The 22,737-nt window shown below is 61.7% G+C and carries 17 protein-coding genes, 1 other RNA gene and 1 pseudogene; 10 read left to right on the forward strand and 9 right to left on the reverse strand.

Translation table 11 applies throughout. From position 1 onward, the window contains the following. Together YWU_RS17945 and ssrA are read right to left on the reverse strand one after the other, a co-directional pair. A pseudogene (locus tag YWU_RS17945) lies at positions 1–170 on the reverse strand (IS6 family transposase); the annotation flags it as partial. A gap of 227 nt (positions 171–397) precedes the next feature. Beyond that, positions 398–775: a transfer-messenger RNA gene (gene ssrA / locus YWU_RS17950) on the reverse strand. Positions 776–1,216: 441 nt separating this feature from the next. On the opposite strand from ssrA, the gene YWU_RS16310 reads away from it, so the two are divergent. Continuing rightward, positions 1,217–1,900 (forward strand): GDSL-type esterase/lipase family protein, encoded by a 684-nt coding sequence (locus YWU_RS16310; RefSeq protein ID WP_084142100.1) that lies wholly within the window; start codon positions 1,217–1,219, stop codon positions 1,898–1,900. Positions 1,901–1,937: 37 nt separating this feature from the next. Here YWU_RS16310 and smpB read toward each other — a convergent pair whose 3' ends face one another. Both smpB and YWU_RS16315 read right to left on the reverse strand, forming a co-directional pair. After that, positions 1,938–2,441, reverse strand: a complete 504-nt coding sequence (smpB, locus tag YWU_RS0110225) for an SsrA-binding protein SmpB (RefSeq protein ID WP_027020398.1) — start codon at positions 2,439–2,441, stop codon at positions 1,938–1,940. Between the two features lie 21 nt (positions 2,442–2,462). Further along, positions 2,463–2,909, reverse strand: coding sequence for a YbaN family protein (locus YWU_RS16315; RefSeq protein WP_240484119.1), 447 nt, complete (start codon positions 2,907–2,909; stop codon positions 2,463–2,465). A 31-nt stretch (positions 2,910–2,940) separates the two neighbouring features. Between YWU_RS16315 and YWU_RS16320 the strand changes: the two genes are divergently transcribed. Together YWU_RS16320 and YWU_RS16325 are read left to right on the forward strand one after the other, a co-directional pair. Beyond that, positions 2,941–3,744 (forward strand): alpha/beta hydrolase family protein, encoded by an 804-nt coding sequence (locus YWU_RS16320; RefSeq protein WP_156892798.1) that lies wholly within the window; start codon positions 2,941–2,943, stop codon positions 3,742–3,744. Positions 3,745–3,869: 125 nt separating this feature from the next. Beyond that, positions 3,870–5,339: a carboxylesterase family protein gene (locus YWU_RS16325; protein WP_051260262.1), complete on the forward strand. Its 1,470-nt coding sequence runs from the start codon at positions 3,870–3,872 to the stop codon at positions 5,337–5,339. On the opposite strand, the gene YWU_RS16330 is transcribed toward YWU_RS16325, so the two are convergent. After that, on the reverse strand, positions 5,311–6,297 hold the full coding sequence (locus YWU_RS16330; RefSeq protein WP_051260263.1) for a DMT family transporter: 987 nt from the start codon (positions 6,295–6,297) through the stop codon (positions 5,311–5,313). The genes YWU_RS16325 and YWU_RS16330 overlap by 29 nt on opposite strands. Next, positions 6,294–6,887 (reverse strand): TetR/AcrR family transcriptional regulator, encoded by a 594-nt coding sequence (locus YWU_RS0110250; RefSeq protein ID WP_027020399.1) that lies wholly within the window; start codon positions 6,885–6,887, stop codon positions 6,294–6,296. The genes YWU_RS16330 and YWU_RS0110250 overlap by 4 nt, the downstream gene beginning before the upstream one ends. Positions 6,888–7,050: 163 nt before the next feature. Between YWU_RS0110250 and YWU_RS0110255 the strand changes: the two genes are divergently transcribed. The 7 genes from YWU_RS0110255 (at position 7,051) to YWU_RS0110285 (ending at position 19,235) form a co-directional block, all read left to right on the forward strand. After that, positions 7,051–9,489: a glycogen/starch/alpha-glucan phosphorylase gene (locus YWU_RS0110255; protein WP_034647693.1), complete on the forward strand. Its 2,439-nt coding sequence runs from the start codon at positions 7,051–7,053 to the stop codon at positions 9,487–9,489. Positions 9,490–9,650: 161 nt separating this feature from the next. Continuing rightward, positions 9,651–11,903: a 1,4-alpha-glucan branching protein GlgB gene (gene glgB, locus YWU_RS0110260; protein ID WP_051260264.1), complete on the forward strand. Its 2,253-nt coding sequence runs from the start codon at positions 9,651–9,653 to the stop codon at positions 11,901–11,903. Further along, positions 11,903–13,204 carry a glucose-1-phosphate adenylyltransferase gene (gene glgC / locus YWU_RS0110265; RefSeq protein WP_027020402.1) on the forward strand — a complete coding sequence of 434 codons (1,302 nt, stop codon included), beginning with the start codon at positions 11,903–11,905 and terminating at the stop codon, positions 13,202–13,204. Before glgB ends, glgC begins: the two co-directional genes overlap by 1 nt. A gap of 21 nt (positions 13,205–13,225) precedes the next feature. Then, positions 13,226–14,689, forward strand: coding sequence for a glycogen synthase GlgA (gene glgA, locus YWU_RS0110270; protein ID WP_027020403.1), 1,464 nt, complete (start codon positions 13,226–13,228; stop codon positions 14,687–14,689). Positions 14,690–14,732: 43 nt separating this feature from the next. Further along, positions 14,733–16,868 (forward strand): glycogen debranching protein GlgX, encoded by a 2,136-nt coding sequence (gene glgX, locus YWU_RS0110275; protein ID WP_084142108.1) that lies wholly within the window; start codon positions 14,733–14,735, stop codon positions 16,866–16,868. 41 nt (positions 16,869–16,909) lie between these two features. Next, the gene (locus YWU_RS0110280) at positions 16,910–18,649 is read left to right on the forward strand and encodes a glycoside hydrolase family 13 protein (RefSeq protein WP_027020405.1); all 1,740 of its coding nucleotides are present in this window, start codon (positions 16,910–16,912) and stop codon (positions 18,647–18,649) included. 172 nt (positions 18,650–18,821) lie between these two features. After that, positions 18,822–19,235: a hypothetical protein gene (locus YWU_RS0110285; protein WP_027020406.1), complete on the forward strand. Its 414-nt coding sequence runs from the start codon at positions 18,822–18,824 to the stop codon at positions 19,233–19,235. Positions 19,236–19,244: 9 nt separating this feature from the next. Here YWU_RS0110285 and YWU_RS16335 read toward each other — a convergent pair whose 3' ends face one another. The 3 genes from YWU_RS16335 to YWU_RS0110300 are packed head-to-tail and all read right to left on the reverse strand — an operon-like array spanning position 19,245 to position 22,694. Beyond that, on the reverse strand, positions 19,245–20,396 hold the full coding sequence (locus tag YWU_RS16335; protein WP_027020407.1) for an ATP-binding protein: 1,152 nt from the start codon (positions 20,394–20,396) through the stop codon (positions 19,245–19,247). Continuing rightward, complete coding sequence (locus tag YWU_RS16340) at positions 20,393–21,937, reverse strand: 5-oxoprolinase subunit B/C family protein (protein WP_051260265.1); 1,545 nt, start codon at positions 21,935–21,937, stop codon at positions 20,393–20,395. The genes YWU_RS16335 and YWU_RS16340 overlap by 4 nt, the downstream gene beginning before the upstream one ends. Next, on the reverse strand, positions 21,930–22,694 hold the full coding sequence (locus YWU_RS0110300) for a LamB/YcsF family protein (RefSeq protein WP_027020408.1): 765 nt from the start codon (positions 22,692–22,694) through the stop codon (positions 21,930–21,932). The genes YWU_RS16340 and YWU_RS0110300 overlap by 8 nt, the downstream gene beginning before the upstream one ends. Positions 22,695–22,737 lie beyond the last annotated feature (43 nt).

A 22,737-nucleotide genomic window follows, 5' to 3' on the forward strand; every position in this document is an offset into this window, starting at 1 on the left:
CAGGGGCGTATTTCTGGACCCAGCGGTAGATCGTGGTGTGATCGACCGGCACGCCCCGCTGAAGTCATCATTTCCTCCAGATCGCGGTAGCTCACACCGTAGCGGCAGTACCACCGCACTGCCCACAGAATGATGTCACGGGGGAAATGACGACCGGAGAAGATACCCATTGCTGTGATTATTTCACGTCGCTCTTCCTACTGCCCCAACTTTGCAACAGCACCTGTCCACCTCGTTGGGAATCTTCCGAAAGATTGAACCCGCCGCGTGCCAACCTACGTGCCAACGGCGTGCCAATCAATGCTAACCTATGCGTACTGTTGCACTTCCGGAATGACCGCAAAACAGCAGGTAGACAAAGGAAAACCCCCGACCACCAGGGCCGGGGGAAATCCGATTGTGGAGCCGCCGGGAATTGAACCCGGGTCCTCAGTCACCTCGCTAGGGCTTCTCCGTGCGCAGTTTGCGCGGAGTCTCTGCTCGGCCCTCCGGTTCGGACAAACACGACCGGATGACGGGCCCAGCCGCAAGTAAGAGTCCCAGTCCGACCTTGCGGCCAATCGGACTGGCGAGCCTCACTAGTCGATGCCAGGGTCCGGGCCAGAGGCCTGCCCGGTCTGACAGACACGCGGTCGCTACTTAGGCAGCGAGGGCGTAGTCGCGCTGAGTGTTCTCGGCGCTTATGGGTTTGCTACGACGCTTACGGTGGTCTCTAGCCTGCACCGGCACGCTTCCCCTAGCTCAATGCACTGAGTCGAAACCAAAAATCGGCCCCGTCAGCTTCCGGCGGGCGGGAACGTGTCATTCAACCAACCGGAATAGTTGACCTTAACCCCGCATCCGCGACTTAGTCAACCCCCAGTCGACCTCGTCAACAGATGAAGTTTTTACTTGAAAACTCAAATATTAACTGCAGGGATAACTAGTCTTGACGCCGCCCGCTGTCTCTCCCCTGCTCAACCTTCCTTCTCGACCCGGGTGAATTACCGCATGAAAGTCAGGTACCGGAACGAAGCCCGTCGGCTCATCGGTCGCCTCTGCCACAGCTTCACTCTCCCTCGTCGTCGCTGCGTGCATCGTCCCTGCGTCAGCGCACGCGGTTCCTAATCCTTCGGGGTCGGCCGACGCTGGTGACGCTCGAGGAAACTACGTCGCTTTTGGTGACTCATTCGCCGCGAATCCCGGGTTCAATGATGAGCCGAATTGAGCAGCCACTATCGCCGCCAGCGGATGCGATACCTCGACCGTGAACATCGGACACAGGGTGGCAGAGAAGACGAACCTGGATCTCCACGAGTACGTCTGCAACGGCTCTGTCGTCTACATGCCCGAGGACGACGCAAGGAAGCGGTTGCTGGACCAGGTTGATTCGGCCGTCGCGAACACGCACTTGGACGAGAACACCGAACTGGTCACGGTTCTCATCGGCGCGAACGACGCGGTTCGTATGTCGTGGACTCCTACGGAGCAGCAGAACTCCGAGTACGCGAAGAAGGTAGGCGTTGCTGTCGACGGAATCCGCGCCCATGCCCCGAACGCGGAGATTCTGCTGGTGGGATATCCGGAGATAACGAGCCCCGATGGGACTAACTACTTCTGCCCTATCAATGCATTTGGTATTGCACCACAGGTTCCGGCAGCTGTCGTGAACCAGGGCGAGTACGCACTTGATGCGCGCCAACAGCGCGCCGCAGCAGCCAATGGGGCAACGTTCGTAGACCTGAAGGGCGTAGGCGGAATCGAGTCCGGGATGCGCGGACCGGATGGCGAACGGCTGATGTCGGCATATCTGGACACCGATATCGACCGGTACAACCAGCCGTCACACCCCACCTTCGACGGTTCCGAGGTGTATGCCGCTGAGATCGCCCGTGTCTACGCGGAGACTTCCAACAACTAACCGCGGGTTGCCAAGCAACTCGGAATAACGGCTCAGGTCAGGAGGTAATGCCCTTGACCCGTCGGCCGAGCTCACGGGTAACTTCCCGCTCCTCGGTGCGACGCTTGATGTCCTGGCGCTTGTCGTAGTCCTGCTTACCGCTGGCCAAGGCAAGTTCCACTTTGAGCCGACCATCCTTGAAGTACAGGGACATCGGCACCAGAGTCTTATTGCCGTCGTGGACCTTGCCCATGATGGAGTCGATCTCACGGCGGTGCAACAAGAGCTTTCGGCTGCGCCGGGGCGCGTGGTTCGTCCAACTGCCATGGGAGTACTCGGGCACGTGCAAGCCACGGAGCCAGATTTCGCCGTCATCGACGGTGGCGAAGGCGTCGACAAGCGAGGCCTTACCGTCACGCATCGACTTCACCTCGGTACCGACCAGCACGATGCCGCACTCCCAGGTCTCCAAGATGTTGTAGTCGTGGCGCGCGCGGCGGTTCGTGGCGACTACGGGATTGCCGGAGTTCGCCTTACCTTTTTTCGTATTCTTCTTCGCCATAACCTGGGCAATACTACCCGACTAAGCAGCCTCCCCGGAATGCCACGTGGCATCTCCTCTGGCACGCCGGCGCTTAAGAGTCAGCAGGTGAATCGATACGCACATCCCCAAGGCCGCGAACACGCCCCACACGACGGGCTTGTCGATGAAATAGGCGGAGAACCCTAAGCCGAGCCACAAGATGCTGAGCGTCTGCACCAACTGCCGTTTCGTCATTGTTCCTGCGTAGTAATTGACGATGTACGGCCCGAACCACCGGTGGGCCAGCAGCCAGGTATGCATGCGTTCGGATGACCTCGCGAAACAGAGGACGGCTAGGAGAAGAAACGGGGTCGTCGGGAGCAGCGGGAGAACAGCACCGACCGCCCCGAGCCCAACACTGATCGATCCAACTGCCACCAGCACCCACCGCAGCGGCCCAGTCACCGGACGCAACTGAGCTGGGGAGGGAGCATTACCGGTGGTCACGACCCCAACCCTACTCCGATACCCTCGAGGGGTGAGCGCCGATATCCCCTCCCGACGGACCCGAAAACACCGCACCGAACACGTCACCTTCCCCAACGCGGAAGGACTCATGTTGGCCGCGTCCATCGACCGGCCCTTTGAGGCGCCGAAGGCCTGGGCGATTGTCGCGCACTGCTTCACCTGCGGCCGGAAGTCGCCGGGAGCATCGAGGATCGCCAAGCGCCTCGCAGATCACGGCATTGCGAGCCTGCGTCTCGATTTCACCGGACTCGGGGATTCTGAAGGAACTTTTCGCCTTACGACGCTGTCCTCAAACACCACCGACCTCCTCTCCGCCTACCGATACTTGAAAGAGCGGGAAGAAGCTCCAACATTGCTCGTCGGACATTCCCTGGGAGCCAGCGCATCGATTCTGGCCGCTCCGCAGATGCCGACAGTGAAGGCTATCGCGGTGGTCGGCGCACCATTCCGGCCCGACGCGGCGATAAAGAACCATGCCAGCGACGTGTGCGATCCAGATGAGACGGGAACAAGAGAGATTGTCATCGCCGGTCGGCAGGTGTCATTAGGTCCGGAGTTCTTGGAATCGGTGGAGAATTTCGATGCAGCCGCAAAACTCGCCGAACTTGGTCGGCCGCTGCTAATCCTGCATGCGCCGAAGGACTCAGTCGTACCGTTTGCCGAGGCAATCGAGATGTTCCAGGTGGCTACGGATGATTGCTCAGGGGCGGCGTCGCTGGTCTGTCTGGACGGAGCTGACCACCGACTCACGGTGAGCGGGTCTGCTCAGCAAGTGGCTGACATCGCCGCCGCGTGGGTTACGCCATATCTCTAGTTTGCCCAACAGCAGGCTCAGACGCGGGCTACTCCTGCCTCAGATGTATCCATCAGGCGTGATTTCTTTGGACTTTTGCAGGAAAGGCCTGCATACGCCCCAACATCATGTGACAAAATTGTTATATGACCGATACGACCAGTGCTACGGCCACCGCCACTTCCGCCATCGACGACGCAGCTTTGGCCGATGCCTTTGGGACCGCAGACGCTCCTGTCTGGACGTGCCCTGCCGGGTCCTACCGAGGAATTCGCGAGGGAGCAGTCGATAGAGCCCGCAGCATTCGCTACGCCACTGCCGAGCGCTATCAGTTGCCGGTACTAGCAGGGGACCTTCCGGGCGGAGATGTCGTTGATGCCAGCGAGCGCACCCCGGCGTGCCCGCAGGTCGGCGCGTCGCATATCTCCCAGGTGATGACCCCGCACCGCTCGAACCTCCCCCAGGAGGAGGACTGCCACCGCTTGTCGATCACGATCCCGGCGAATACTCCGGCAGACGCGAAGCTGCCGGTCGTGGTGTGGATCCACGGAGGTGCTTTCATCACCGGTGGCGGAGACGTCAACACCAATGACCCGGTCCGTGCGGTCGAGGAGCAGAACGTCATCATGGTGACGCCAACGTTCCGCCTGGGCATGTTCGGCTTCCTTGGCTCGATGGATGAGGAGTCCAACGGCGGAAAGCCGTCAATCCCGTGGAACCTCGGCCTCTACGACATCATCGTCGCTCTGCACTGGGTCAAGCGGAATATTGAAGGTTTCGGTGGGGACTCAGACAACATCACCCTTGGTGGTCAGTCCGCTGGCGCTGACGCCGTTCTCGGTGTTCTCACCGCTGAGGGCGCTGATCTGGCACAAGAGGTCGGCGGCGCCCGTGGGTTGTTCCACCGAGCAATCGTGCAGAGTGCGCCGATTGGATACAAGATCCGTCGTCACCAGTATTTCCCGGCGATGGTCGAGTCTGTCGGTCCGCCGCCTGCGGATGCACCTCTGGGTGAGATGGTCTCCGCCACCCATACCGCGACCCAGGCTGCGATGAAGATCAATCCCCGCATGGGCGGTCCCTTCGGGCTGAATTACAACCAAGCTCCACTGCCGGGTGAAGGCGGGATCGACGAGGCGCTGAAGTCGGCCGCGAGCCGCATCGACCTGCTGATGGGCCGCCTCACCCGCGAGACTGCGATGTACATGCAGGACATCAAATCTTGGACCACCCTGCGGGAAGTGCCGGCGATCGGCCGCAATGCCTCGGAATCCTTCGTGAAGAAGCACACTGCCGATTGGTACAGCTCGGTGAAGGATGCCACGGACCTGTGGGCGTCTGGCGGCGGCCGCGGCTACCGCTATCTGATGGAGTGGGGTGCCCCGGAGAACCCGTACTTCTCGGCGCACACCTCTGACGTGCCGCTGCTGCTTGGCACGAAGGAGACCTGGAAAGGGTCGACCCTGTTGGACGGGTTGGAGTGGAACGAGATCGACGCGACCGGCCGTCGTTTCCGCACCGTGTGGGGCGATTTCGTGCGAACCGGAAAAATCACTGACCCGGGCCGGGTGGAGTACTTCATGTCGATCACGGAGTTCGGGCAGGAGCAGGCGTAGCCTCCTCCTCACTATTTGCTTCCCGACGTCCCCCTTCACCTTCCCTCTCCCCCACATTCGTCGGTGCTGCTCCCAGAATGACCAGCACCACTGCGAGCAGTGCGAGGCCGGCCCAACCAAGTGGATCTAGGCGTTCGCCAACGATGACGACTGCCAGAAGTGTTGCGATGGCCGGTTCGGTGAGGGTGACAGTAGTGGCGGTGCTGGCACTCACCCGAGTGAGGCCGAAGCCAAAAAGAAGGTATCCAATGAACATTGGGACTAGTGCCATATAAGCGGCGACACCGAAGGACTCTGCGGATTCAACCAGCGGTTTTCCGGTGATGAGTAGCACTGGCATCAGGAGTAGGCCACCGGCACCGAAGACTCCTCCCATCGACGCGCTGCGGCCAGCTCCGAGGAAGATCAACCGATGCACTGCCCAGGTGTAGCCGGCATAGGACACTCCGGCGAGCAGTCCTACTCCGATGCCAAGCACTGTGTCCCTGCTCGAGGCGGTGTCAGAACCCATCCTCGAAGCACACAACATAACGCTGCCCACCACGCCAGTTCCCGCCGCCAGCACCCACCAGCAGCTCAGGCGTGAGCGGTCTAGGAACCGCTCCAGCACACCAGAGGCCAACGGCGCAGATGCCAATGACACCACCGATCCGATCGCTACTCCGGCTAGGTGCATGGAGCTGTAAAAGGCCAGCGGATACACAAAGACTCCAATGGCTCCGGTGAGCACCGTCCCCTTGTACTTCACGAGCACTGGCCACGATCTTTTCAGTGCCGGCACGGCAATGAGGGCTTGCAGGATTCCGCCGATTCCCAGCGCGGCCGCACCGATCGCGAGGGGCCCAACATCCGGTGCGAATGTCGCCGCGGTACCAGTGGTGCCCCACAACAGTGACGTCACTGTGATTGCGAGGATCCCCACTAGCTGACCACCCGCTGTGGGCTTAGGTCCGGTCATGAGGTGGATGAAGGGTGGAGGGGGACGTCGGGAAGCACAGTCTGTGCAATATCCATCGCCCGGTCGATCAGGTCTGGGGTGCCCTCCAACCCAGCGCGAGTGACAGCCCCTTCCAACAGGAGAGATAGATGCTCTGCCAGATCACGTGCGGCGTCGCCCATCCCGGCGACCACTAGGTGCTCGGCGATGATCGATTCAACTTCTTCTTTGTGCTCTCGCACCGCCTCTCGGCCAGGCGATCCGGCAGGCAGTTCAGCGGCCGCGTTCAGCAGTCCACAGCCACGGAAGCCTTGGTCAAAGGCGGACGAGGCGTGGTCACGGTAGGCCTCGAAGACCGCGCGGATCTTCTCCCCTGGTGTGTTCGCATGCTCCAGTCGAGCCGCATAGAGGCCGAGCCATTCATCATGGCGGGCTCGAATGTAAGCCTCGATGACCTCATCCTTCGACGCGAAGTTGTTGTAGAGACTCATGCGGGCGACGCCCGCCTCCGCGGTGATCGTGTCCACGCCGGTAGCGGCCATCCCGTTGGCATAAAAGAGGCGCGCTGCGGCCTCGAGAATCTTGTCTTTCGCTGGTGTACGCGACGTCATGCCAGCACCATATATTAGGTAGATCGATCTACCTATGGTTGACGTGACATGGACCCGCTAAGCAGGCATTTCGCGCGACAAAAGCGAATTGCCTCTATGCTTGGACAAGTCAGAAACGGTGTTAGTTACGCCACATCAGCCCATCGTTGATCGCAGGAGAGCCATGACAGAAAAAATCGACGTCCAAGGTCCAGACGTGGACAACTTCGAGCTGCCGGAGCCCACACACGATCACTTCCGCTGGTCACTGCTGAACCACCTGAAGTTCTCAGTCGGCAAGGACCCGGGCCACGCTTCCCGCTACGACTGGCGCATCGCGCTGTCCCACGCCATCCGCGACCGTGTGATGTCCCCGTGGTTCGCGTCGACTCGTCGTACCTGGGATGAGGACCGCAAACGCGTCTACTACCTGTCGATGGAGTTCCTCATCGGCCGTTTGCTGGAGGACGCCACCATTAACCTCGGGCTGCGCGGAGTCGCAGAAGAGGTCCTTGGGGACTTCGGCATCGATTTCCAGGACATCGTGCAGGATGAGCCGGACGCCGCCCTCGGAAACGGTGGCCTTGGCCGCCTGGCTGCCTGCTACCTAGACTCCATGTCCACCGTCGGCTGCCCCGGCTACGGCTACGGACTGCGTTACGAGCATGGCCTGTTCAAGCAGAGCTTCGAACACGGCCGCCAGGTCGAGGCCCCCGAGGACTGGCTGACCAATGAAGATCCGTGGAGCTTCACCCGCCCGGAGTCTGCCTACGAGGTCAACCTCGGCGGCCACATTGAAAACCGTGACGGCCAGGACCTGTGGATCCCCCGCAACACCGTCGTCGCTGCCGCGCACGACACCCCGGTCGCCGGCTACCAGGGCAAGTGGGTCAACACCCTGCGGCTCTGGGCCGCGCTTCCCGACGCCAAGCTCTTCAACCTCGACCGCTTCAACGCAGGTGACTACACTGCTGCCGCTGAGCCTGAGGCCTGGGCTCGCACCCTGAGCCGCGTGCTGTACCCGAATGACACCACCGAGCGTGGCAAGCAACTCCGCCTGTCCCAGGAGTACTTCCTCTCCTCCGCGTCGGTTCAGGACATCATGCGCCGCTTCACCGATGCGCACGATGACCTGCGTCGTCTCCCGGAGTTCGTCTCCATCCAGATGAACGACACCCACCCGGCCATCGCCGGCCCGGAGCTCATTCGCCTGCTGACCGACGATCACGGGTTCGGATTCTCCGAAGCAGCCGACCTGTCCACCCAGGTCCTCGGCTACACCAACCACACCCTCCTGCCGGAAGCGCTGGAGAAGTGGTCCGTCGGCCTCATGCGCAAGGTTTTGCCGCGTCACCTGCAGATCATCGAGCGTCTCGACGACCGCATCATCGAACTGCACGGTCCCCGCGCCGAAGGTCTGCGTCTCATCGAGCATGACCAGGTGAAGATGGGCGACCTCGCGTTTGTCATGTCTCACCGCGTCAATGGTGTCTCTGCGCTGCATACCGACCTGGTGCGCAAGAACCTCTTCCCGAAGCTCGAGGCACTGACCCCGGGCCGCATCGTCAATGTCACCAACGGCGTCACCCCGCGCCGTTGGCTGAAGCTAGCTAACCCGCCGCTGTCGAACCTCATCACCGACAACGTCGGCGAAGGCTGGGAGACCGACCTGGACCGCCTGCGCGGGCTGGAAGATAAGTCCAGCGACCCGGAGTTCCTCCACGCATATGGAGTGACCAAGCACGAGGCCAAGGTGCGCCTGGCCGAGTGGCTCAAGGACGAGTGCGGCATCGAGATTCCCACCAATGCCCTCTTCGATGTACAGGTCAAGCGCATCCACGAGTACAAGCGCCAGCTCCTAAACATCCTGTGGACCATCGCTCACTGGCAGCGGATCAAGAAGAACCCGGACGCCGGTTGGGTTCCGCGTGTGAAATTCTTCGGCGGCAAGGCGGCCCCGAGCTATGACACTGCCAAGCAGATCATTCGCCTGATCAATGACGTGGCCGAGGTCGTCAACAACGACCCGGACACCAAGCACCTCCTCCAGGTGATCTACCCGCCGAATTACAACGTCACCATGGCGGAGAAGCTCATCCCGGCCGCGGACCTCTCAGAGCAGATCTCCACTGCAGGCATGGAAGCCTCCGGAACCGGCAATATGAAGTTCGCCCTCAATGGCGCACTGACCATCGGCACCCTCGACGGCGCCAATGTGGAGATTCGCGAACACGTCGGCGAAGACAACTTCTTCCTGTTCGGTCTGACCACCGACGAGGTGGAGAAGCGCCGCGGCGAGGAAGACCACGCCCGCGTCGATATTGGCCGCAGCCAGGCTCTCCAGGATGTGCTCCAGGCAATCGCCGAAGGCACCTTCAGTCCGGACGAACAGCACCGCTACGGCGACTTGCTGCACCAGATCTGGAACAGCGACTGGTTCCTAGTCGCCTCCGACTTCGATGACTACGACCGCGCGCAGCAAGAAGTCGACGCCACCTACAAGGACACCACCAGGTGGCAGGAGATGGCAGTGCTCAACATCGCACGCATGGGGTACTTCAGTTCCGACCGCTCGGTGCGCGAGTACATGGCTGAGGTTTGGGACATTCCCTCTGCCCTCTAAAGCACTCCGAAAAGCGCTTTCGGGGGTGTAACCGGGTGAAACGGGCGGGGCACAGGCTGACGGGGTTAGCCTCCACCCCCGCCCGTCAATCTTCCCGCCCGACAATGTGGCGCATTTCATGTTTGGATGGGGTAACTATTCCCATTGACTGAGGAGTCGAGATGGCCGACGAGCTTTCCGCACGATCCATCCTCGAAGCTGCGGACGTTTCCCGGCTGGTGGAGGGGAACCACCCAGATCCGTTCTCGGCTCTCGGACCCACCTCCGACGGAAAACATGTGGTGGTCAGAATCCCCGGGGCAGAACAGGTCTGGGCGATCAACGACACAACCGAGATCACACTGGACCAGCATCCGGACAGCGATTCGATCTTCGTTGGTGACTTCCTCCCGTACTACCGGCTGAAGATTCAGTGGCCCTCTGGAACGTCGGAAGAACGTGAAGATCCTTACCGGTTCAGCCCCGTCATGGGAGCGATGGATGAGTACTTCATCGGCGAAGGCCGGCACCGTCGTCTGTGGAAGGTACTGGGGGCGCACCTGGTTACCCACGAGAAGACTGATGGCGTCCATTTTGCTGTCTGGGCCCCCAACGCAAGCCGAGTTTCAGTGGTCGGCGACTTCAACGACTGGGACTCCACCGCACACCCAATGCGTGCCCGCGGCGCCACCGGTGTCTGGGAGATCTTCGTGCCGGGGCTTTCTGAAGGAACCGTCTACAAGTACTCACTACTTGGCCCGGACGGCCAGGGACTTCCGATGAAGGCCGACCCAGTTGGCTTCGGCGCCGAACACCCACCGGCCACCGGTTCGGTGGTCCGCAAACTCGGACAGCACACCTGGACCGATAGCGCCTGGGTCACCAACCGCTACAAGATCAACTCAATCAATGCTCCCATCAGTGTGTATGAGGTGCATTTGGGGAGCTGGAAACGTCGGGAAGCAAAAGAGGAGCCGAGGACGAAAGTCCTCGACGCGGACGGACACACGCAGGTCGTCGCCGACAACGGCACCCTGCCCCTGACCTACCTGGAGCTGGCGACCGAACTGGTCGACTATGCCCACGACCTCGGATTCACCCACATCGAGGTGCTGCCAATCAGCGAGTTCCCGTTCGACGGATCCTGGGGATACCAGCCGATCGGACTATTCGCGCCGACGACCCGATACGGCACAGCGGAACAGTTCGCCGCGTTCGTAGATGCCGCGCATGCCAAGGGCCTCGGTGTCATCGCTGACTGGGTCCCCGGCCACTTCCCCACCGATGCCCACGGCCTCGGCCGATTCGACGGCACCGCCCTGTACGAACACCAGGACCCCCGCGAGGGATACCACCCGGACTGGAACACGCTCATCTTCAACTACGGGCGCCCGGAAGTACTGAATTACCTGGTCTCCAACGCGCTGTACTGGCTCGACGAGTACCACTTGGACGGCCTGCGCGTCGACGCAGTCGCCTCCATGCTGCACCGCGACTACTCCCGCGAAGACGGTGAATGGATCCGCAACAAGGACGGTGGCCGAGAAAACTACGAGGCCATCGAGTTCGTGAAGCAAGCGAACTACGCCGCATACGAGGAAAACAACGGCATCACCATGATCGCCGAGGAATCCACCACCTTCCCCGGTGTGACCCGTCCGGTCCACAATGACGGTCTGGGCTTCGGATACAAGTGGAATCTCGGCTGGATGAACGATTCGCTGCGGTATTTCGGCAAGGACCCCGCCCACCGCAAGTACCACCAGGACCTGCTGACTTTCGGTATCACCTACTCATTCACCGAGAACTTCCTGCTGCCGATCAGCCATGACGAAGTCGTGCACGGCAAAGGCTCGATGTATGGCCGAATGCCGGGCAACCACGCCGACAAACTCGGCAATCTCAAAGCCTTCTACGCCTACATGTGGGGTTACCCAGGCAAGAAACTCCTGTTCATGGGCCAAGAAATCGGACAACCGGCGGAGTGGGACAACTACTCCAGCCTCAACTGGTCCGTACTGGAAGATCCCGGGCACAAGGGCGTCCAGTCCGTGGTGCGCGACCTCAACCGGATCTACCGCTCCGAACCGGCACTGCACAAGTACGACAACGACCCGCGTGGATTCCAGTGGCTGCTTATCGACGCCTTCGATGAGCAAGTCTTCGCCTGGACCCGGCGAGGCGACCCAGAAGACCCCCACGTCGTGGTCGTGCTGAACCTGACACCCATCGAAAGAACCGGCTTCCGGGTCGGCTTCCCTGTCGCCGGGCGTTGGCTGGAGAAACTCAACACCGACTCAGAGGCCTACGGCGGCGCTAACCGAGGCAATACCGGCGCCATCGAGACCGAAGATGTACCCGCCGGCGGAGAGAAACAGTCCGCCATGCTCACTCTTCCCCCCTTGACCGCGATCTACTTCGTAGAGGAAAAATAATGTCTCCGACTCGACACTCCGACCGTCTTCCCGCCGGCGCACCGCCGCGTCTGACCAGCCAGGCCATGGCCTTCGTCCTCGCCGGAGGCCGCGGCTCCCGCCTCAAGGAACTCACCGACCGTCGCGCTAAGCCGGCTGTGCACTTCGGTGGAAAAGCCCGCATCATCGACTTCCCACTGTCCAACGCCTACAACTCAGGCATCCGGAAGATGGCGGTGGCGACCCAGTACAAGGCGCACTCCCTGATCCGTCACCTGCAGCGTGGCTGGAGCTTCTTCCGTGCAGAGCGTAACGAGTACCTGGATATCCTCCCCGCCAGCCAGCGGGTTTCCGAGGACCACTGGTACAAGGGCACCGCTGACGCAGTCCGCCAGAACATAGACATCGTCGACGACTACGACGTGAAGTACATCATCGTCCTGGCGGCTGACCACATCTACAAGATGGACTACGAGGTCATGCTGCGTGAGCACGTGTCGACCGGCGCAGACGTCACTGTCGGCTGTCTGACTGTTCCGCGTGAGCAGGCCAGCGCTTTCGGTGTCATGCACGCGGATGAGACCGGCAAGATCGTCGACTTCCTGGAGAAGCCCGCTGACCCGCCGGGGATGCCGGACAACCCGGACATGGCGCTGGCATCGATGGGTATTTACATCTTCGACTGGGCGTACCTGCGCGAGCTGCTCCTGGAGGACTCCGTCGACAAGGAGTCCAGCCACGACTTCGGCCACGATCTGATTCCGGCGATCGTGGAGGCCGGCGGTGCGTACGCCCACAAGTTCAGCGAGTCCTGCATCATGTCCGGCCTGGAGACCGAGCCCTACTGGCGCGACGTAGGAACGATCGACGCGTACTGGCAGGCCAACATCGACCTGACTGAATTCGTTCCGGAACTTGATCTCTACGACAATTCCTGGCCGATCTGGACCTACTCCGAGCTCACTCCGCCGGCGAAGTTCGTGCACGACGACGAAGGCCGCCGCGGCATGGCCGTGCAATCGCTCGTCGCCGGTAATTCCGTAATCAGTGGTGCCGAGGTCTACAACTCGCTGCTGTCCACCGGTGCGCGTCTACACTCGTTCTCCCAGCTAGACCATGTTGTGGCGCTGCCGTACGTCACCGTTAACCGTGGCGCGCGTCTGAAGAACTGTGTGCTCGACTCCGGTCTGGTCATCCCGTCCGGCCTCGTCGTGGGCGAGGACCCAGAGGAGGATGCCAAGTGGTTCCGTGTCTCTGACGGCGGCACCGTCCTCATTACCCAGCCGATGCTCGACCACCGCGCCGAGAACCTCGACAAGTAACTCCCCGAAAGGACCCCGACCATGGCCCGTCAGCGCCGTGTTTTGTCAGTCGCGTCGGAGTGCGCACCCCTACTGAAGACCGGCGGTCTTGCAGACGTGGTCGGTGCCCTGCCGGCTGCCCTCGAGCCGTATGGCTGGAGCACCCGGATTCTCATGCCCGCGTACCCGGGCATCTTGGACGCCGTCGGCAATACCCGCCGCATCTGGCGGGATGATGACCTTTTCGGTGGTCCGGCCTGCGTCCGGTATGCGAAGTACAAGGGCCTTGTTCTTTTGCTTCTCGACGCCCCCCACCTTTTCGATCGGCCAGGCGGCCCGTACAACGTGGACGGACATGATCACCATGACAACCATGTCCGGTTCGCCGCGCTGTCCTGGGTCGGTGCGAGAATCGCGATCGAAGGAACCAGCGACCGGTGGCGCCCAGAGATCGTCCACGCGCATGACTGGCAGGCTGGGCTCGTTCCTTCCTACCTTAAGTACGCCAAGTCCGAGATCCCGACGGTTCTGACGATCCACAACATCGCCTTCCAAGGTGTGTTCGGACCAGACCAGCTCGACCGGTTGAGGCTGCCCACCTGGGATTTCCACCCGGACGGGCTGGAGTACCACGGACTGGTCAGCACGCTGAAGGCTGGACTAATGCACGCGTCACGCATCACCACAGTCAGTCCGACATACGCCGAGGAGCTATGCGACGGCGCCTTCGGATTTGGCATGGAAGGCGTGGTTCAAGCCCGGACTGACCGCGGCGAAATGTCCGGCATCCTCAACGGCATCGACACCGAGACGTGGGATCCAGCAACGGATCCGCACGTCACCCCCTACTCCGCAGCGGCTCCCGAAGACAAAGAGGCCAACCGCCAGGCTCTGCTGGACGAGTTCGGACTCAACGAGCCCGAGGGTCCCCTTGCTGTCGTCGTCACCAGGCTGTCGCATCAAAAGGGCATCGACATGCTCGTCGACGCTCTGCCCGGTTTCCTGGACAACGGCGGCGCCGTAGCGATTCTCGGCTCCGGCGACCCAGAGTTGGAGTACCGACTCGGAGACCTGGCGTGGCGCTATCCCGGCAAGGTCGGCCTATACATCGGCTACGACGAGGCCAAAAGCCACCGCATGTACGCCGGAGGCGACATCGTGGTCGTGCCCTCGCGTTTCGAACCCTGTGGTCTGACGCAGCTCTACGGTCTGCGCTACGGCGCGATCCCGGTCGTCGCCTGCACCGGTGGCCTGCGGGACACCGTCACGGACGCCAACCCAGAGAACCTGGAGAACGGCACCGCAACCGGCTTCACTTTTGGCGACTGGCGCCAGGGTGGTCACATCGACGCTGGCGCGCTGAGTTTCGCACTCGGACGGGCCTTGGACTTTTACCAGGACCGCGAGGCATGGGTCAGGCTTCGCGCTCAGGGGATGCACACCCCGGTCGACTGGGGCGTATCTGCCAGCCGGTACGGCACCCTGTTCACCGAGCTAGCGCTGTAATCGCGCTATCTGTCTGAAACGTCAATCTGGCACTGTGGACACCGTGAACAACAACAACGCTGGAAGCAAGGTGCACCACCCAGTCACGTCAGGTCGATCCTGGCCCCTGGGTGTCACCGTCGATCCCGCCGGTGTGAATGTCGCGGTGTGGGCACCAGAGGCAGACGCAGTAAAACTGTGTCTGTTCGATGACTCCGATACCGAGACCCGCATCACCCTCCCCTTCCGCGACGGTGACGTTTGGCATGGACATGTCGCAGATGTTGCGCCCGGGACCCGCTACGGACTGCGTGCCAACGGACCGTTCGACCCCCGTGCAGGTCTTCGCTTTAATGAGGCGAAACTGCTGATTGACCCCTATGCCCGTCTAATCGACGGCCCGCTGGTGTGGGATCCGCTCATGGTTGACTGTGTCGTCGAACCCGACGGCGACTTCACGTTGGACTACCGGGACAGTGCTCCGGTGGTGCCCAAGGCGATTGTGGCTGCGCCGACTGTCGACGGTCCCGACCCTGCCTCGAACCGCCCGCTGCATGACCTCTCAGACATGGTCATCTACGAAGGCCACCTCAAGGGCCTCACGGCGACTCACCCCGATGTTCCCGAGGAGCTCCGCGGCACCTACGCCGGCATGGCGCACCCGGCAATCATCAAGCACCTTAAGGACCTTGGCATCTCTGCCATCGAGTTTCTTCCGTTGCAGGCATTCATCGACGACGAATACTTGGTGGACCGCGGCCTGACGAACTACTGGGGTTACCAGCCGATCTGCTGGCTCGCCCCAGAGCCGCGCTACGCCAAGGAAGACGCCGACGCTGAACTGCGCCATCTGGTGCACACGCTGCACGAGGCCGGGATCGAAGTATTCCTCGACGTGGTCTACAACCACACCGGTGAAGGCGACGGACTCGGCCCGCATGTCAGCTACCGAGGCCTCCACAACCGCGGCTACTACCGACTGACCGGCAATGGCCACCACTACGTCAATGACACCGGGACCGGAAACACCGTCGCGGCTGAAGAGCCGATGGTGATGCGCCTGATGCTGGATAGCCTCCGGCACTGGGTCGAGCACTACGGCTTCGATGGATTCCGCTTCGACCTCGCGGCAACCGTCGGGCGCACCGAGCACGGATTCAAACCCACGGGCGCCTTCTTCCAGGCTGCCCGCCAGGATCCGGTGCTCGCGACGACCAAGCTCATCGCCGAGCCCTGGGACATCGGCCCCGGCGGATACCAGCTCGGTCACTTCCCTTTCCCGTGGTCGGAGTGGAATGACTGGTACCGCGACCGCGTCCGCCGAGTGTGGCGTGGTGAGCCGATGGGTCAGCTCGGTCTGGCATCGGCGGTCCTGGGTTCCTCCGGTGTCTTCGATAATTCCGGCCGTGGCTCCAATGCCTCCATCAACTTCGTCACTGCCCACGACGGATACACCTTGGCCGACGCCGTCTCCTACGTCCAGAAGCACAACTGGGCGAACCTCGAAGAAAACCGCGACGGCCATGGGGACAACTACTCTGACAACTTCGGTGTCGAAGGACCGTCCGAAGATCCGTGGGTGGTCGATTCTCGTCGCCGTAGGGTCCGCGGCATGCTCGCGACCTTGCTGGTGTCCCAGGGTGTTCCGATGATTCTCGCCGGAGACGAAATCGGCAATACCCAGGGCGGAAACAACAACGCTTACGCCCAGGACAACGAGATCGGCTGGTTGGACTGGACCTCGGCGGATCCGTCACTGACGGAGTACGTCCGAGATCTCATCGCCGTCCGCCACCGGTTGCCGGTGCTGCGTCAACGCACATTCCTCCATAGCCGGAAGCGGGCAGACGGGCTGCCGGAGGTCGTGTGGACTCGGGCAGATGGAGAAACCCCCGGCAATGACGACTGGCACAGCTCCGATTTCCGTACCGTCGCGGTGCAGATCCGCGGTGCCAGCGACGACCCCAATGGTGCGGGCGTGGATGACCATGTCCTGATCATCATCAGCCTGGGTGGCGACACAGACGTCACCCTTCCCGACCCCAGTGACGGCCGCCGCTGGCAGCTGGAGATCGACTCAGCGCGCCACGGGAATGACGATAAAACCCCGCTTCCCGACGTTTCCGGCCCGGACTCTCCGACCACCTACCCTGCACTGTCTCAGTCGATTGTGGTTCTTTCCGCGATCGACAGTGACTGACCTTCCATTCCAGATCACGCCACCGACGAAAGGGCTCTTCCGTGACCTCTGCCTCCTCCGCAAGCTCCGCGTCCAAGTTGACGAAGGCTGCTCCGTTCCATCCTTCCTCTGAACAAGATGAATGGTGGCGAAGTGGAGTGATCTACCAGGTATATCCGCGCTCCTTCGCAGACGCGAATGGTGACGGAATTGGAGATATGAAGGGCATCGCCTCACGGTTGGAGTACCTGCGGGGCATCGGTGTGGACGCCGTGTGGATCTCGCCGTTTTATCCTTCACCCCAGAAGGACGCAGGTTATGACGTGTCCGATTACTGCGACGTCGAGCCCATGTTCGGCAACCTCCGCGACGCCGACGACCTAATCGAGCGAGCCCACGAACTGGGCCTGAAGGTGATCTTCGATCTGGTTCCGAACCACACAAGCGATCAGCATCCGTGGTTCCAGCGGGCTTTGGCCGCCGAGCCGGGTTCCTATGAGCGCGACTGGTACATCTTCCGGGACATTGACCCGGAGAACCCTGATACTCCGCCGAACAATTGGGAGTCTGTCTTCGGCAACTCCGCGTGGTCGAAGACTCCCAACGAGGACCAGTGGTACCTGCACCTCTTCGATTCCAGCCAGCCGGACCTGAACTGGAACAAGCAGGCAGTGCGCGAGGCGTTCCTCGACATCCTGAGATTCTGGTTGGACCGCGGGGTCGACGGATTCCGGGTGGATGTCGCACACGGTCTAGTCAAAGCAGACGGACTTCCGGATGCAAAGATGACCACGCGCGAAATGGCCGGCGACGGCATGGCAACGCAGACTTCTCCCTATTGGGACCAGGACGGCGTCCACGAGATTTACCCGGAGTGGCGGAAGCTCCTCGATACTTACCCGGGTGACCGCGCGATGGTCGCCGAGGCCTGGGTCGAGCCGTACTCCCGCATCGCCCGCTACGTCCGCCCCAATGAATTCCACCAAGCCTTCAACTTCTCATTCCTTGACGCTCCGTGGGACGCATCCTTCCTTGCTAAGTGTATCCGGGAGACCTACGAGGCCAATGACATCGTCGGGGCCCCGGCCACCTGGGTCCTGTCGAATCATGACGTGATCCGCCCGGCCACCCGCCTGGCGCTGGACCCGAAGCACCTGGTGTCCCAGTTGGCGGAGGCCGTCCCGGAGCCGGACCCAGTCGTCGGCGCCCACCGTGCCCGCGCCGCGTCGACTCTGATGCTCGGACTGCCCGGCAGCGGATACCTATACCAGGGCGAAGAGCTGGGACTTCCGGAGGTCCTCGACCTTGACGATGCCTCCCGCGAAGACCCCATCTTCATCCGCACCGCCGGTGAGCGTCTCGGCCGCGACGGCTGCCGCGTGCCGATCCCTTGGGTCAAGGACGCCCCCTCCTACGGCTTCGGCAAAAACGACAACTCGTGGCTGCCACAACCGGAGTGCTTCGGAGACATAGCTGTGGACCAGCAAGAGGGCGACCCGAACTCCGCTCTGGAGCTGTACCGGACCTTGCTTCGGGTCCGCCGTGAGCGCGGTCTCGGATCCGGGTCGCTCGACTTCATCGAGCCCGCCGAGTTGACCGCTAGCGCCGACGATTCCATTGCTGACGACTCAGGCCTCCTCATCTTCGATGTCAGCTCCGAGGCTGGAACGACTCGCGTGGTTCTGAACACCGGCACCACCCCGTGGCGGATCCCCGACAACGCCCGGGTCCTCGTCAGCAGCTGGCCGGGAGTCACCGATTCGGTGCTGACCGACTGCGCAGTCTGGCTAGCGCTCGACTAACCGCCCTAGCCGGCTGCAGGTCCGGCAGAGGGTTCCTCGCCGAGTGGCATTATGTGGACCAAAATCGGCTGATTCTGCAACATCCCGGGTAACTGGCTGCCACAGAGCGAGGTGCTGATCTCGGATATCGCTATCCTTGAGTGAACTATCGCCCTTCCCTGCGGAGGTTCTCATGGTCAGCATCGATGACGTCCGGCGCATCGCACTGGATTTCCCCGAAGTCTTCGAAAAAGTGTCGGGTTATGACGGCGCCCCCACCTGGCGAACCAAACGCGGCCTCGTCGTCTGGGAACGACTTCCCAGCAAGACGGACTTGAAGCAATTGGAAGAACGTGGAACTCCGTGGCCCGACGAGCCAGTTGGATCCATCCACGTCAACGACATGGAGAACAAGGATTCGCTCCTCCAGAGTTATCCGGACCTCCTGTTCGACGTTCCCCATATGGAGGGCTACCCTGTGGTGCTCTTCACCCTGGCGGATATGGACGAGGAATTTCTCCGTGAATTGATCGCTGAGGCATGGCTGACCAGGGTCTCCAAGCGAACCGCGAAGGCCTGGCTCCAGGAACAGGGCCTAGAGGAATAGCATGCCCGTTCAGGCAGAGTCCCCGCTGTCCTCATCGTGGTCGACTCGTTCGATTCCGAGCAGATCCAGTGTCGCGGGAGAAGCGCCGACCTCCGCTGGCTGACCGTCGATTTCTACGGTGAATCGGATAAGATCGGCGAACTCCTGGCCCCACAATTCTTCTGGATGTGTGGCCGGCGGTGCAGGTTCCAGATCCTGTGCGGACTTCTTGTTCAGCCAGTTTTCTTCAAGCCAGTGGGAGTGAACGCCCAGACGCTCGAGGTCAGTGAAGTCAGGGTCGCGGAGGAGTGACAGGTGGAAGGGAATGAGCGTCGGGACGCCGATGGCCTCGAACTCATTCAGTGCACGAGCAGCGATAGCCAATGCATGATTCCGGTCGGTACCGCAAGCGGTGATTGTCGCCAGGAGTGAGTCATCGTCACCGATCAGTGTCGGCCTCGTCGTGGTGCGGTGTACCGCCGCATCCACACGGACTCCATAACCGCCGGGTACCCGGAGCCCCTGCAAAACCCCGGGTTCGCGAAGAAATCCGAGAGCCGGATCCTCTGCGTGGATGGCGAATTCAATGGCGTGACCGCGGCATTCGATGGCAGCGGAAGCCGCAAGTGTTCCTCCATCTGCCAGTCGGAGTTGCTCCCGGTAGAGGTCGAGGCCGGTAACCTGTTCAATCGCCGAGCACCCAATAGTCGGGACTTCAGCGAGTCCGAGGTCGACAACTGAGTACCCCACGGCTGGTTCCAGGACGGCGACGCCTTGGAAATGTGCCTTCGCAGCAGCGTCATGGGCTGCCTCCATCAGTTCCTGCACGACCTGTTCAGAAAGAAATGGTGCCGGAGATTCCACGACGATGGGTTCACCACGGCGCTGTACGGAGGAACCCGTAGTGCCAAGGATCTCTACCGACCCATGGCGATCACGCCGAATCCACACACCAATGCGACGGTCGCGATTGCGGTCATCCGCCACCGGAGGCAGAGAAGGCAGCGGGAAAGTCTCGAGGCTCGGATGGAAGTCGGAGGAAAAGGCGTCGTCGGCCATGGTGATGTGAAGGGCATCGATGTCCTGGTCGAAGACCGCAGTAGATCGATGTCCTGCATCACGAATTGCCTGGATGGCCCGAACAGCGGAGAGACCGGTGAAGGGAACGAGGATGTCTCTCATCGGGAGTCTCCTTCGCGAAGGGGCTCTGAATCAATGGGGACGAACCGAACGAGTGCGCCAGGTGGCAACTGGGCCGCAAGGTCAAGGTCCTCCTCCACCACCACGCCGATCACTGGATAGCCACCGGTCAGCGGACGATCAGCGAGAAAGAGAACCGGCTGGCCGTTGGCAGGTACCTGAATCGCACCGGTGACCAGGCCTTCGCTGGGAAGCTCGCAGTCGGTATAGCCGGGAAGCCGCTCACACGGAGTACCAGACAAGCGGATCCCCACTCGACTGCTCGCAGGAGTGACTTCCCACTCGCGGTCGAACTGTCCAGGTTCAAACCAGTCATCACGAGGCCCCGGAATCACTCGAAATTCGGTGACCTCACCGGCTGCGGGCAACTGTAGTGGAGCGGCTGGATTACCGGTGATTCCGCGTGCCCCGGGAAGCACGTGGATCTCCGTCGGAGTCTCTGGGCCAAGTCCGGACAGGGTGTCAGTTGAGCGGCTGCCGAGAGTCTCCGGCACGTCGATGCCGCCGCGGATTGCAAGCACTGTCCGCAGGCCCCGCTCTGGGCTCGGGAGGTGAATGTCGTCCCCAGCGTCGACCCGAAAAGCCCTGCCATGAGGAATCTTTCGCTTCCCCACGACCACTCCATTCCTCTCCGCCCCACACACTGCCACGACTGCTGTGGTGGTGACACTGGCATCAAAATCACCGAGGGAAATCTCCAGTGCAGCCGCGCCTGCATCATTGCCAACCAGCAGGTTTGCCTCACGCAGTGCAGTGCGGTCAGCGGCACCAGAAGGACTGACACCCTGGTGTGCGTGCCCGGGACGGCCGAGGTCCTCAATCAGAGTCTGGATGCCAGGGTTGGTGATGGTGAGTACATGAGTTCTCTGGTGCACGGATTCGGTGGTGTTCTCCTGCTCACGTGAACCAAGCGTGACGGCATCGCGGGTCGCTTCGAAGCGGACGGAGTATCCGGGGATGAGTGTTGCTGGTTCGGGCCTCGACAGATCCCACATCTGGTGCGAGGTACGCCCGATCAACTGCCAGCCACCGGGGCTTTCCCGCGGGTAGACGCCCGAGAACTCACCGGCCAAACCGACAGAGCCTGCCGGAATGCGTTGGCGGGGCGAGGATCTACGCGGAACGTCAAGTGCTCCGTCCCCACCGGTAAGATACGCAAAACCCGGCGCGAATCCAGTGAAGGCGACGGTGTATTCGGTGGAGGTATGTCGATCGATGAGGGCGTCGGGACTCAAACCGGTGAGATCGGAAACGTCTTGAATGTCGGCTCCGTCGTACACCACAGGAATGGTTACCGATGTGCCGGAGTGGACTGGAGTGAAGGTGGGAGGGGTGTGGATGGGGGCGTCGAGAAGCGAGAGAAGTGCGGACTCGTCCGCGCCAATCACCAAGACCGTCTCGGCAGCTGGGACGATCTCATCGGCTCGCAGATCCCGGAGCTGCTCGAAGGTGCGCAGCGCGTTGTCGAGCGTGCCGCAGTCAATAATGACCGCGTTGTCCCCGGCGCGTCTGACCCTACGCATGGTCGATGAACGAGCTGAGCGTGACGTCCGCGGCCACCAAGTGCTCGCGGAGTGCAAGGGCCATCTCGACGGCACCGCTGCTATCGCCATGGACGCAAATGGACGAGGCGGTGATTGGGACGTCATTGCCAAAGCGGTCCTCCACCACACCCTCGCGGACCAGTCGGAGTATCCGGGTGGCCACCTCAGCGGGGTCGTGAAGGACGGCGCCGGGTTGGGATCGGGCGACGAGGCTGCCATCGGATTCGTAGGCGCGGTCCGCAAATGCTTCCGGGATCGCGATCAGACCGCTGGCCTCAGCCTGGTCGATCAATTGCGAACCTGCGAGACACACCAGGGGAAGTTCCGGGTTGATCTGCAAAATTCCAGTGATGACGGCGGCAGCCTGACGAGAGTCGCGGGTGATGGTGTTGTAGAGCGCGCCATGGGGCTTGACGTAACTGACCTGGGTGCCCGCGGCTGCAGCCAGCGCCTGGAGAGCGCCGATTTGGTAGATCGTGTCGGCGACAAGTTCCTCATCACTCAAGTGCATCGGGCGCCGGCCGAAGCCGACAAGATCCGGGTAGGCCACATGGGCACCGACCGTGACTCCCCGCGCGGCTGCAGATGTCAGCGTTTCGAGCAAAGCCCGGGGATCGCCAGCATGGAATCCACACGCCACGTTGGCACTGGTGACAACGGACAACATCGTCTCGTCATCACCCATCCGCCACTGTCCGTAATGCTCGCCGAGGTCACTATTCAAGTCGATCTGCATGCCGTTGCCCTTCCGTTTCTGCCTGCGTAGCCAGGGTACGGCA

This window comes from Corynebacterium sputi DSM 45148, from assembly GCF_000427865.1.
Lineage (GTDB): Bacteria > Actinomycetota > Actinomycetes > Mycobacteriales > Mycobacteriaceae > Corynebacterium > Corynebacterium sputi.